Annotated in this window: 12 protein-coding genes and 1 tRNA gene; 8 read left to right on the top strand and 5 right to left on the bottom strand. The window is 58.0% G+C overall.

Annotation, left to right across the window (positions count from 1 at the left end):
* Positions 1–8: 8 nt before the first annotated feature.
* Both ACWXTG_RS13435 and ACWXTG_RS13430 read right to left on the bottom strand, forming a co-directional pair.
* The gene (locus ACWXTG_RS13435; RefSeq protein ID WP_309564381.1) at positions 9–842 is read right to left on the bottom strand and encodes a symmetrical bis(5'-nucleosyl)-tetraphosphatase; all 834 of its coding nucleotides are present in this window, start codon (positions 840–842) and stop codon (positions 9–11) included.
* A 53-nt stretch (positions 843–895) separates the two neighbouring features.
* Positions 896–1,171: a hypothetical protein gene (locus tag ACWXTG_RS13430; protein ID WP_309564380.1), complete on the bottom strand. Its 276-nt coding sequence runs from the start codon at positions 1,169–1,171 to the stop codon at positions 896–898.
* Between the two features lie 120 nt (positions 1,172–1,291).
* On the opposite strand from ACWXTG_RS13430, the gene ACWXTG_RS13425 reads away from it, so the two are divergent.
* The 8 genes from ACWXTG_RS13425 (at position 1,292) to ACWXTG_RS13390 (ending at position 9,355) form a co-directional block, all read left to right on the top strand.
* Positions 1,292–1,368, top strand: a tRNA-Arg gene (locus ACWXTG_RS13425).
* A 526-nt stretch (positions 1,369–1,894) separates the two neighbouring features.
* A complete protein-coding gene (locus ACWXTG_RS13420; RefSeq protein WP_480220184.1) occupies positions 1,895–3,862 on the top strand; it encodes a TonB-dependent receptor in 1,968 nt (655 codons plus the stop codon).
* 42 nt (positions 3,863–3,904) lie between these two features.
* Positions 3,905–5,050 (top strand): pyridoxal phosphate-dependent aminotransferase, encoded by a 1,146-nt coding sequence (locus ACWXTG_RS13415; RefSeq protein WP_480220183.1) that lies wholly within the window; start codon positions 3,905–3,907, stop codon positions 5,048–5,050.
* Between the two features lie 146 nt (positions 5,051–5,196).
* Positions 5,197–5,742: a DUF262 domain-containing protein gene (locus ACWXTG_RS13410; RefSeq protein WP_309564377.1), complete on the top strand. Its 546-nt coding sequence runs from the start codon at positions 5,197–5,199 to the stop codon at positions 5,740–5,742.
* A gap of 121 nt (positions 5,743–5,863) precedes the next feature.
* Positions 5,864–6,259 carry a hypothetical protein gene (locus ACWXTG_RS13405; protein WP_407995641.1) on the top strand — a complete coding sequence of 132 codons (396 nt, stop codon included), beginning with the start codon at positions 5,864–5,866 and terminating at the stop codon, positions 6,257–6,259.
* 236 nt (positions 6,260–6,495) lie between these two features.
* Positions 6,496–7,515 carry an aliphatic amidase gene (locus ACWXTG_RS13400; RefSeq protein ID WP_407994730.1) on the top strand — a complete coding sequence of 340 codons (1,020 nt, stop codon included), beginning with the start codon at positions 6,496–6,498 and terminating at the stop codon, positions 7,513–7,515.
* A gap of 54 nt (positions 7,516–7,569) precedes the next feature.
* Positions 7,570–8,736: a transporter substrate-binding domain-containing protein gene (locus ACWXTG_RS13395; RefSeq protein WP_480220182.1), complete on the top strand. Its 1,167-nt coding sequence runs from the start codon at positions 7,570–7,572 to the stop codon at positions 8,734–8,736.
* Positions 8,729–9,355, top strand: coding sequence for an ANTAR domain-containing response regulator (locus ACWXTG_RS13390; RefSeq protein WP_480220181.1), 627 nt, complete (start codon positions 8,729–8,731; stop codon positions 9,353–9,355). The genes ACWXTG_RS13395 and ACWXTG_RS13390 overlap by 8 nt, the downstream gene beginning before the upstream one ends.
* A gap of 283 nt (positions 9,356–9,638) precedes the next feature.
* On the opposite strand, the gene ACWXTG_RS13385 is transcribed toward ACWXTG_RS13390, so the two are convergent.
* The 3 genes from ACWXTG_RS13385 to ACWXTG_RS13375 are packed head-to-tail and all read right to left on the bottom strand — an operon-like array spanning position 9,639 to position 12,552.
* Positions 9,639–10,973 carry an FMN-binding glutamate synthase family protein gene (locus ACWXTG_RS13385; protein WP_407995638.1) on the bottom strand — a complete coding sequence of 445 codons (1,335 nt, stop codon included), beginning with the start codon at positions 10,971–10,973 and terminating at the stop codon, positions 9,639–9,641.
* A 2-nt stretch (positions 10,974–10,975) separates the two neighbouring features.
* Positions 10,976–11,668 (bottom strand): protein glxC, encoded by a 693-nt coding sequence (locus ACWXTG_RS13380; RefSeq protein ID WP_480220180.1) that lies wholly within the window; start codon positions 11,666–11,668, stop codon positions 10,976–10,978.
* Positions 11,656–12,552 carry a class II glutamine amidotransferase gene (locus tag ACWXTG_RS13375; protein WP_480220179.1) on the bottom strand — a complete coding sequence of 299 codons (897 nt, stop codon included), beginning with the start codon at positions 12,550–12,552 and terminating at the stop codon, positions 11,656–11,658. The genes ACWXTG_RS13380 and ACWXTG_RS13375 overlap by 13 nt, the downstream gene beginning before the upstream one ends.
* Position 12,553: the final 1 nt, after the last annotated feature.

The raw sequence follows: 12,553 nt of genomic DNA, 5'->3' as shown, positions 1-12,553 counted from the left end.
AGCTACGATCAGCTGCCCTTGATTGCACGGGCCCCGTCTGCAGGATGGCAAGGCACCTGGAAAGTCCGGCGGTCCTCAAGGCGCAGCGCAGTCAGCTTGCCACCCCACAGGCAACCCGTATCCAGCGCATAAAGATTGTCGCGCTGCTGCAAACCCAGCGCGGACCAATGCCCGAAAATCACCGTAGCATCGGCTGAGCGCCGTTCGGGTATGTCGAACCAGGGCAATTTACCCGCTGGGATATCGGCCAGCTCGCCTTTGAAGTCAAAATCCATTGCACCATCAGGCGTGCAGACACGCAGGCGCGTCATGGCGTTCGTGATCATGCGCAGGCGGTCCATCCCTTGCAAGCCGGGCTCCCAACGCAATGGATAGTTGCCATACATGTGCGCAAGAAAACTCTGGTAGCCGTCACCACGCAAGGCGGTTTCTACCTCGCGCCCCAGCTCCAAGGCCTGATCGGCACGCCACTGCGGCAGCAAACCCGCGTGCACCACCACTAAGTCGCCCTCCGCATGCATCATGGGACGCAAACGCAGCCATTCCAGCAACTCATCCCGGTCAGGCGCATCAAAAATAGCCTGCAAGGTATCGCTACGGTGCGCACGCACATAGCCCTCCGCCACAGCCAATGCATGCAGGTCGTGGTTGCCCAGCACCATGACCAGGCTGGATTCATGCGCCTTGGCCCAACGGAGCGTTTCCAGGGAACCGGAACCGCGATTGATCAAGTCACCGACCAGCCAGAGCTTGTCTTTTAAGGGATCGAACCGGATGACATCCAGCAGGGAAAGAAGGGAGCGATAACAGCCCTGGATATCGCCTATCGCATAGGTGGCCATGGGCTGTTATCTAAGATTGAGGAAACTTCTGAAGAGACAGATAACAGAAGCAGTTATTCGCTCTTTTCTTCATCTGCTGTCGGCGCTTCAGCAGCAGGTTCATCATCAGCGTCATCTTCGTCTTCGCTGGCAGTATCTGCAGGCTTCGCTGCGGCGGCTGTCTCAGGCTTTTGCTCCACTACGGGATCATCAACCAAACCAGACTGAATGCCAAAAAACAAACGCGCAACAAGGAACAGCACCAGCAATGGCGCAAACAAGGCGCCTAATGCCGCAAGAATAAATTGCGTCTTGGTTGTTTTCGGAAAATCGTACTCGTGCGCGCTCATACAAAACCAATCCATACAGGGAAAATGCCAAGGATTATACTCAATAACCCCCGCTAGAGAAAAGGTTATAGCAAGGACAAGCATGTATTCATTTGCTATAATCCGTCTCCTGCTCAAAATGCGCCCGTAGCTCAGTTGGATAGAGTGTTGGTTTCCGAAGCCAAAGGTCACAGGTTCGACTCCTGTCGGGCGCACCATCACCGAATTAGAAGTTAGACTTTTCAAACCCGGCCTTATCGGGAGTTCGCACAAACTCGCCGGTTACGCTCCTGAATATTTCCACACATGGTTTGCATGGCATCGACTGCCGCACCCAATGCCATGAAGATGGCTTGAACATTTCAATTTCATACGGTTTTTCTCTTGAGAGGTTTGTGATGAGCAAAAATGTGGCAGCATATAAATACAAATGAGATGTTTACTTATTTGCACTCAGAATATAAATTGCTCGGTAACTCACCCTAAGTTTTCCTATTCAAGGAGATTAATTTGCTGAGCGTGCCTGTTAATTCACGTTTATCCCCCTTCGCCATTTCACTCATGCTAGCGCTGGCAAGCATTCATTCCCATGCAGCAGCAGAAGAAAAACATGAAGATTCCCCTTTGGAGGAAATAAATATAACAGCCAGTGCGGATGCTTCTGCCGAGGGACTGGTCAAATCCTATGCCGGACGACAGGTAGCAAGAGGTGCTCGTATCGGCTTGCTGGGCAATAAAGAGATCATGGACACTCCGTTTTCCTTCAATGCTTATACCAACGAGCTTATTCAGGATCAGCAGGCAAAGAGCGTGGGCGACGTATTACTCAACGATCCTTCCGTGCGTGTTGCACGCGGCTTCGGCAATTTCCAGGAGTCTTATTACATCCGCGGCTTTATCCTGGGCTCCGACAGCGTGGCATACAATGGCTTGTACGGCTTGCTTCCTCGTCAGTATATTTCTGCCGAACTGTTCGAACGCGTCGAGGTTTTACGCGGCGCTTCCGCGTTCCTGACTGGAACAAATCCTAATGGCGACGGCATCGGCGGCGCCATTTCCCTTTTACCCAAGCGTGCGCCGAACGAGCCCATCAACCGCGTCACCCTGGGCTGGAGTCGTGGCGACCAAGGCTTGGCGTCTGCAGACTTCGCCCGCCGCTTCGGTCCGGATGAACGCATGGGCATCCGCCTTAACGTCACGCAACGACGCGGCGGTACCGGCATAGACGACGAACATGTCGAGCTCGGCCTTGCTTCGATTGGCCTGGACTGGCGTGGCGACCAGACGCGAATTTCCGCTGACCTCGGCTATCAAGACAACAAGCTGCGCGAAACGCGCACTAATGTGACATTGGCAGACAATATCACCACGGTGCCGCGCGCGCCCAAGAGCAGCAAAAACTGGGCACAGCCATGGTCATACTCAAACGAACGCGACCTATTCGGCACCCTGCGGGCCGAACATGACCTCAGCGACAATCTTACGGCATGGTTTGCCGGCGGCTTCCGTGAGAGCGATGAAGCCAATTCGCTTGCCAACCTGGAGGTATCCAATGGCGCTACCGGGGCTGGCTCGGTGTACCGCTTCGACAACACCCGCGAGGATTCGGTCAGGACTGGCGAAATCGGCCTGCGCGGCAAGTTCTCCACCGGTCCGGTAGAACATGAATGGGTATTGAGTTCCAGCTATTACAAGCTGGAGAAAAAGAATGCCTACGTCATGGATTATCTAAATGCCTTGGCCACCAACCTGTATGGCAACGTGAAATACGCCCGACCGGACTATTCGGTTGATGCACTGTATGGCAACTCTCTCTCCAACCCACGCTTGAATGGCACTACCCTGCTGCGCAGCATCGCGATTGGGGATACGCTTTCCTTCCTCGACAAACGTGTGCTGCTCACGCTGGGCTTGCGTCACCAGAAAGTCGATATCAAGAATTACGCTTACAATACACTCTTGATTGATAGCGAGTCAGACCAGAGCCGTACCAGCCCGGTCGTCGGAGCAGTCTACAAGCCCACCAAGGCGGTATCGCTGTATGCCAATTACATCGAAGGCCTCAACACTGGCGAAACTGCTCCACCTCAAGCCAGCAATTTGGGCACCATACTACCCCCCTATGTCGCCCGCCAGCAGGAAATAGGCGTCAAGGTCGACCTAGGCAGGCTGGGCTTTTCCACCGCCTACTTCACCACCGACAAACCTCGAGGCGTACTTGAAGGCGACGATGTATTCCGTACGAAAGGCGAAGACAGGCATCAGGGCATCGAGCTGATGGCGTTCGGGGAAGCAATGCCTGGCTTACGTGTGTTGGGCGGCGTGACCTTCCTAGATACAGAACAGCGGGATACCAATGTCGCTGCTACCGAAGGGCAACGCACCATCGGCATCCCCAACAAGCAAGCCAATCTTGGCGCTGAATGGACGGTGCCTGGCATTAGCGGCCTTTCCCTTGACGCTCGGGTCATTGCCACTGGAAACGTCTATGCCAATGCGGCCAACACTTTATCCGTACCCGGCTGGACGCGCCTTGATATCGGCGCCCGTTACCTGATCGACCTAGGCGACAATTTATTGACGCTGAGGGGCAGAATCGACAATGTGACGGACCGCGACTATTGGGCATCAAGCGGCGGCTATCCAGGATTAGGGTATTTGGTGCTGGGAGCGCCTCGCACCCTGACCATAAGCGCCACTCTGGATTTCTAGCTCGCCTATAAGCCGGCTATCACATTGTCGGATATGCAGTCCATGATCTCGAGCAAGCTGCCCAATGTAGGCACCACGATTTTCACTGTCATGTCGCAGCTGGCAGCCGAGCATAGGGCTGTCAACCTGGGACAGGGCTTTCCTGATTTCGATGTGCCGCAAGCGCTAATGCACGCGCTCGAGCAGGCCGTGCGAAATGGCTTTAACCAGTATGCGCCGATGGCAGGCATCCCCGCCCTGCGACAGGCGATTGCCCGCAAGACCGAGCGCGCTTACGGCTACATGCCCGACGCCGATCGTGACATCACGGTGACCAGTGGCGCCACCGAGGCGATATTCAACGTGGTTCATGCGGTGGTGCGTGCTGGTGACGAGGTGATTGTGCTTGACCCGGCCTACGACAGCTATGAGCCTGCGATCGAGCTGGCTGGAGGAATCGCGGTGCACGTGCCGCTGACTGCTGAAACCTTCGCCCCGGATTGGCAGCGTATTCGCGATGCCGTCACGCCGCGCACGCGCATGCTGGTGATCAATACTCCCAACAATCCTTCAGGTGCGATATTCACTCATGACGATATGCTGGCGCTTGCCTCGCTCATCAACGACACAGGTATCTGGCTGCTGTCCGACGAGGTTTACGAGCATATGGTCTACGATGGCGCCCGGCATGAATCGGTACTGCGCCACGCATCGCTGCGGGAGCGGGCATTTGTGGTATCCAGCTTCGGCAAGACCTACCACTGCACGGGCTGGAAGCTCGGCTATTGCATTGCGCCGCCATCCCTGAGCGCCGAGTTCCGCAAGGTGCACCAATACAATGTGTTCTGCAGCTTCGCGCCGGCGCAGCATGCTTTCGCTCATATCCTGGATGCCCAGCCGGAACACCACGAGCAGCTCGGCGCCTTCTACCAGGCCAAGCGTGACGGGTTCCGCGAACAATTGCTCACCACCAGTCTTTTCCCCCTGCCTGTACCAGGCGGTTATTTCCAGTTGGTGGATTATTCGGCCGTCAGCCAGTTGGACGACGTCGAGTTCTGCCGTTGGCTGACGATTGAAAAAGGCGTCACGGCGATCCCCCTCTCGCCTTTCTATGCCCAGCCACCAGCAGGCCAGCGCCTGGCACGGCTATGCTTTGCCAAGAACCAGGAAACGCTGGATGCGGCCATCGAGCGCTTAAAAGCGCTCTAGCCCGGCAACGCTCCTCGCTCAGCTTCTCCGCCTCAATCGGGATTTCACGATCAATGCCTATGCTGGGCGCTGGAACTATTGCTCGGCAGGATTATCTTATTTTGCAATACCCCTTAATTCCATTTCACAATAAAAGGAGATTGATCATGGCAGACGTGCCTCATCAAAAATCCCCGCTGCTCCCAGATCGGCTCTTGCACGGCACGCCGCACAATCATCCAATCGAGCATATCTTCGGCATGTCTCCACAGCTTCCCTGCCTGGAAAGCGAAAAGACTCTGGTCAACTTCGTGCTGCCGCCTTGGAGCCAGTTCACCGATTGGGACAAGAACCGGCAGGCCCGGTTTATCGAGAATATTTTTCTTGGCGTGCCGATCGGATATTACGTGATCCATGCTCCGCAATGGCGCACAAGCGGCGTCAAGCCGATGTCGGGCTGGCTGCTGGATGGCGTCAACAGGATTACCGCCATCCGGGATTTTGTGGACAACAAGATCAGCATCTTCAATGGCGTTTTCCATGACGACCTGGACGAACTGACGCGCGAGAGAAGGTTCTATCATCAGCCTTTCCCTTGCTTTGAACTGCAATACTCGAATGACCTGCAGCATTTGCGGGCCATATACGAGCATCTCAACTATGGAAAGCTGGAGCATGCTTCAAGGACATATAGCCATTCGCGGTTACAATGACTTGATCACCTCGGCATGAGAAGGCCGCCAAGCAACGGCGCTGGGGAACGCCTTGCATGTCCAAATTGAAGCCCGACTGAAAGCTGTGGCAGAATCTACTATAATCAACAAGAAAAAATTCATGCTATCCGACGAAACCATAGCGCTTGCCAAATCCAGGGCCAATTATGCAGGCTTTGTGCCCGTTCACCAGAGCAACGACTGCATCAGGATCGCCTACGCCTGGCTGGACGCACAGATCAAGACCTCCGCACCATCCGAGGTGCCTGTAAGCCAGCGCGGGCTGATCCGCTCCTGGGGAGGCGCCTTGGTGATGTACGGCGACATTATCGTGGCGGCTGAGTTACATCCAGACATTCATGGCATTTATCCCAGACTCAACCTTTCCAGGGAGCTGACATTGCCTGATCCCGCCCGGCTAGCCAACGTTGCGGGCGCCAACGAACACCCCGCCCTCAAACAATTCGACGTGGCACGTTTTTATACGCATATAGAAAAACAGCACGTGCAGATTTAAGTCCTGACCGCTTTCACTGTTGACGGACGCGAAAAAGAGGACTACATTTTCATCCAAGGACTATCCACGCCAACATCGGCGTACTGAACATTTTTCCATACCAGCAACAGCGCTGGTAATGGTCAGAGCAAAAAAGCTCGCCAACCGTTTCGAAACGGTTGGCGAGCTTTTTTTTCGCCTGTCGCAGGCGTGGGTATCCTGGATTTTTGCAGACAACTTAACCTAGGAGCAAGAAAATGATACATGGTGATATTTCCAGCAGTCACGATACCGTCGGCGTCGCAGTGGTCAATTACAAGATGCCGCGCCTGCATACGAAGGCCGAGATTATCGACAACTGCAAGAAGATCGCGGACATGGTGGTCAACATGAAAGCCGGCCTGCCGGGCATGGACCTGGTGATCTTTCCCGAATACAGCACGCACGGCATCATGTACGACGGCCAGGAGATGTACGACAACGCCACCACGGTACCCGGCCCGGAAACCGCGATCTTCGCCGAAGCCTGCCGCAAGGCCAAGGTCTGGGGAGTGTTCTCCATCACGGGAGAACAGCACGAGGAACACCCGAACAAGGCGCCCTACAACACGCTGATCCTCATGAACGACCAGGGAGAGATCGTGCAGAAATACCGCAAGATCATGCCGTGGGTGCCGATCGAGGGCTGGTATCCCGGCAAGGAAACCTTCGTCAGCGAAGGCCCCAAAGGCCTGAAGGTCAGCCTGATCATCTGCGACGACGGCAACTACCCGGAAATCTGGCGCGACTGCGCCATGAAGGGCGCGGAACTCATCATCCGCTGCCAAGGCTATATGTACCCGGCCAAGGAACAGCAAATCCTCATCAGCAAGGCCATGGCGTTCGCCAACAATACCTATGTCGCCGTCGCCAATGCCGCGGGTTTTGACGGCGTATATTCCTATTTCGGGCACTCCGCCATCGTCGGCTTCGACGGCCGTACGCTGGGCGAATGCGGCGAAGAGGAAAACGGCGTGCAATATGCGGCGCTGAGCAAGCACCTGATCCGCGATTTCCGCCAGCACGGCCAGTCCGAGAACCACTTGTTCAAGCTGCTGCACCGCGGCTACACCGGGGTATACAACTCCAAGGATGGGGAGCACGGCGTTGCCGAATGCCCTTACAGCTTCTACGGCAAATGGGTGCAAGACCCACAAGGCGCGCGGGAAATGGTAGAGTCATTCACGCGCACGACCCTGGGCACCAAGGAGGCCCCGATCGAGGGACTGCCTAACTAGGCAATGTCCAGCAACCTGCCCCGGCTGAGCCGGGGCACAACCTGAAAGCAAGCCATGGCAAATTCCGACCCTATTCATGTTGGCGTCCTGTTCTCGACCAGCGGCGCAACCGCCACCATCGAGCGCTCGCAAGCATTCGCCACATTTTTCGCCATTTCCGAGATCAATGCCGCAGGCGGCATCCATGGCCGCGAGCTGGTGCCAATCTATTACGATCCGCAAGGCATTCCCCGGCAATACCAGGCATTTGCCGAGCGCATGATCCGAGACGACAAGGTCAACGTCATCTTCGGCTGCTACATGTCGAGCTCGCGCAAGGCGGTAATTCCCGTGGTGGAGAAATGGCGCAAGCTGCTGTTCTACCCCACGCCCTATGAAGGCTTCGAGTTCTCTCCCCACGTGATCTACACCGGCGCGGCGCCCAACCAGAACAGCGCCCAACTTGCTGATTACATGACGCGGCATTTCGGCGCACGCATCTACCTGGTGGGCAGCGACTATATCTACCCTTATGAGTCCAACCGCATCATGAGCGACTTCATCCTCGAAGTGCCCGGCGGCAAGAAGCTCGCCGAGCGCTACCTGCCGCTCGATGCAACCGAGAAGGACTTCATCTCCATCGTGCGCGACATCAAGGCCAAGGCGCCGGATTTCGTGTTTTCCACCGTAGTGGGCAAGGCCACGCGCATGCTTTACCAGGCTTATGCCGATATCGGCATGGACGCCGCCAAGATACCGATTGCCAGCCTCACCACCTGCGAGGCGGAGGTCGCCGAAATGGGCCGCCGGATTGCGGCAGGGCACATCACCTCCGCGCCCTATTTCCAGTCGATCGGGAGCGAGCGCAACCAGGCCTGCCTGCGGAATTTCCGCCAGCAGTTCGGCGACGAGATCGAGCCGAACATGTGCTGGGAAGCTGCTTATTTCCAGGCGCAGCTATTCGCCGAAGCGATGCGGGAAGCCGGCGATGACAGTTATGAGGCGCTGCTGCCGCGCCTTCTGGGTCGCGAATACCAGGCGCTTCAAGGCCGGGTCGCCATCAACCCGGCCAACCACCACACCCGGCTCAACCCGCGCCTGGGAAGGGTCAACGAGCAAGGCATGTTCGACATCATCGCCGAATCCGTGGCGGGCGGCGTCACGCCGGACCCTTACCTGGTGACCCATACCGGCGAGGAATGGAATACCCTGCAATACCTGCCGGAGGCCATGCATGGCTAGCAACGGCAAAAGCAGCTCGCGCCAGCGCTCCACGCTGGACCTGTTCCGCAGCCTGCGCAATGCGCGCATCGCCATATTCCATCCCAAGGACGAAAACCGCGACATCCTGGTGCAGCAATTGCTGCGCATCGGCTGCCAGACCGTCACCCTGTGGCCGCCATTGGCAGAGCTGCCGGAAAATACCGACATCGTATTTTTCCTGCTCAACGCCGAGGCCAGCGCCAAGAAAAAACTGCCCTGGCTCAACCCAGCCTCTGCCATCCCCTTGATCGGCATTGTCGAATACGAAAATCCCACTATCCTCGATACCGCCACCAGCCTGGGCTGCCACGGCATCCTCGTGAGCCCGGTGCATGCCAACGGTATCCTCTCCACCTTGATCATGGCCATTCACCATTGCCAGGAAATCAAGGCGCTCAACAAGCGCAACCAACGCCTGGAACAAAAACTGCAAGCTGCCAACCAGATCAGTGCGGCGCAAACTATCCTGGCTCGCACCCGTAACATCAGTGCCATTGAGGCATACAAAGCCATGCGCGAGCAGGCCATGCTCAAGCGCGTGACCATCGAGGAAATAGCACGCGCCATCCTGCATGCGGACGGGATTCTCCACAGCTGAAAAAAAGGAGTCATGCACCTCGGTGATGACTCCCTCAAGAAGGCTCCATGATTGCAAAAGGAGCAGGCATCGCTCATAAAAAGCCGGTGTATTGTCGCAAACCTGCAAAAAGACGCCATTCTCCTGAAGCACTACTCCTTTATGGGTACTTCAAGCAACATGGGCAAAAAAACGCCAGGGAACTGCCGGATGGCAGTTGGCCTGGCTTAGGGCCTGTTAACGCTATTGAAGAAGATCGCGTTAACAGGCCCTAGGGGACTACGTCAGTACAACGCGGGGTGGGTTAAAACTGCGAAACGCCCGGAATCCAGTTTGTGCCGGCCAACGGCACTTTCGCCATCGCCGATGCTTCCAGCGTCAATGCGACCAGGTCCTCCGGCTCCAAGTTGTGCAGGTGCGACTTGCCGCAGGCGCGCGCGATCACCTGGGCTTCCATGGTCATCACCGAGAGATAGTTCGCCAGCCTGCGGCCTGCCTTCACCGGGTCGAGGCGCTTCATGAGCTCGGGGTCCTGCGTGGTGATGCCTGCGGGGTCCTTGCCCTCATGCCAGTCGTCATAAGCGCCGGCGGTGGTGCCAAGCTTGTTGTACTCTTCTTCCAGGTGCGGGTCGTTGTCGCCCAGCGCGATCAATGCGGCGGTGCCGATAGCCACCGCGTCCGCGCCCAGCGCCAATGCCTTGGCGACATCGGCGCCGTTACGGATGCCGCCGGAGACAATCAATTGCACCTTGCGGTGCATGCCCAAGTCCTGCAGGGCTTGCACGGCGGGACGGATCGCCGCGAGGATGGGGATGCCCACATGCTCGATGAACACTTCCTGCGTCGCGGCGGTGCCGCCCTGCATGCCGTCCAGCACCACGACATCGGCGCCCGCCTTCACGGCCAAAGCCACGTCGAAGTAAGGACGGGTCGCGCCGACCTTGACGTAGATGGGCTTTTCCCAGTCGGTGATCTCGCGGATTTCCGCGATCTTGATCTCGAGGTCGTCCGGGCCGGTCCAGTCAGGATGGCGGCAGGCGGAGCGCTGGTCCACGCCCTTGGGCAGGCAGCGCATCTTGGCGACGCGGTCGCTGATCTTCTGCCCGAGCAGCATGCCCCCGCCGCCCGGCTTGGCGCCCTGGCCGATCACGACTTCGATCGCATCGGCCTTGCGCAAGTCGTCCGGGTTCATGCCGTAGCGCGACGGCAGGTATTGGTAGACCAGGATGGAGGACTGGCCGCGCTCTTCCGGCGTCATGCCGCCGTCGCCGGTGGTGGTGCTGGTGCCCACGGCGCTCGCGCCGCGGCCCAGGGCTTCCTTGGCCGGGCCGGACAATGCGCCGAAGCTCATGCCGGCGATCGTGACCGGGGTCTTGAGGTGGATGGGCTTCTTGGCAAAGCGGTTGCCGAGGATGACATCGGTGCCGCATTTCTCACGGTAGCCTTCCAGCGGATAACGGCTGACGGAGGCGCCGAGGAACAGCAGATCGTCGAAGTGCGGCAGCTTGCGCTTGGCGCCCGCGCCTCGGATGTCGTAGATGCCGGTCGCCGCGGCGCGGCGGATTTCAGACATGGTGTGCTTGTCGAAGGTCGCAGAAAAACGCGGCTCGGTTTGCGGGATTTTTGGCGTATCGCTCATGATTAATAGGCTCCTGCGTTATCTACGTGGAAGTTGTACAGCGTGCGGGCAGAGCCCAGCAGCGTGAAGCTGTCGGGGTCGACATCGGCGTAGCCGGACTCTTTCAACAGCTTGACCAGTATCTGGCGCGCCTCGTCATCCATGGGCTTGACCTCGCAGTCGGCTCCCAGGCTCTGGATAGTGCCGCGCACGAAAATACGGGCCTCGTAGAGGGAATCGCCCAGCGCTTCGCCGGCATCGCCCAGGATCACCAGGTTGCCAGCCTGCGCCATGAAGGCGGAGAAGCTGCCGACCGAGCCGCCGACTACGATATCGACGCCCTTCATGGAGATACCGCAACGCAAACCTGCATCGCCGTCGATCACCAGCAAGCCGCCCTGTGCAGTGGCGCCTGCCGCATTGGAGGCGAAGCCCTTCACGTGCACGCGGCCGGACATCATGTTCTCGGCTACGCCGGTGCCGGCGCTGCCCTCGATCACCACGTTGGCAAACTGGTTCATTCCTGCAGCGTAATAGCCCGCATGCCCCTCGATCACAACATCGACGTCAGCCTTGAGGCCGACGGCGATGTTGTGCGCGCCGCCCGGGTTGGTGATGGTAACCTTCTTGCCATCAAGCTCCGTCGCATCGCTGTGCAGGTACTGGTTCACCTCGCGCAGCGCGGTTTTTTCCAGGTCGAATGTTACAGTTTCCATACGTACATCTCCTTTGGTGCAGGCTCGAACACCTTGGCGTTCTTGATATCGGGCAAGTGGGCCAGCGAGCGGAACTCGGACGCGATCGCGACATAATCGTCATGCTCGGCCACAATGGCGGGCTTGCAGGCGAACGGGTCGCGCACCAGCGCCAGTTGGTCCTTGGTGCCCATCAGCAGGGTATAGAAGCCGTCCAGCTCGTCGAAGCCGTGCTCGAGCGCGGTCTTGAGGTCGTCGCCCTCGCGCATGCGCCATTGCAGGAAGCGGCAAGCGGCTTCGGTATCGTTGTCGGTCTCGAAGGAGATGCCTTCGTGCTCCAGCTTGCGGCGGATGCTGTGCGCATTGGAGAGCGAACCGTTGTGCACCAGGCACCAGTCTTCGCCCGCGGTGAACGGGTGGGCGTGCGACGGGGTGATCGCGGACTCGGTCGCCATGCGGGTATGGCCCACGAGGTGGCTGCCGGACAGCTTGGAGAAGTCATAGCGGCTCGCTACTTGGGCCGGCGTACCGGTGTCCTTGTAGATGTCCATGAGCTGGCCGACGGACAGCAGGTGCACCTGCGGGTAATGTTCCTTGAGCCAGGCCTTGACGCTTTCCGGGCTGGTGATCGTCGTCACCACGGCATGGTTGACCTTCACTTCCACCTTGGCATCGGCCTTGAGGCCGTTGTTGAGGTCGACGCTGAGCTTGGCCCAGTCGAACTCGGGGGAGGCGCAATACAGGCTGAACTTGCGCTCAGTGTTATCCACGGGCGCGCCGAAAATCGCCAGGCCGGCAGAATCCGGGCCGCGCTCGGTCATGCCGATCAGCATGGGCAGCATGAGTTCTCCGATATTGGCGCGCAACTTCTGGTTCTTCACCAGCAATCCAACGATTCCACACATG

It is taken from the genome of Methylobacillus sp. DLP286 (assembly GCF_056636515.1).
This window is presented reverse-complemented; position numbering and strand designations above follow the sequence as displayed.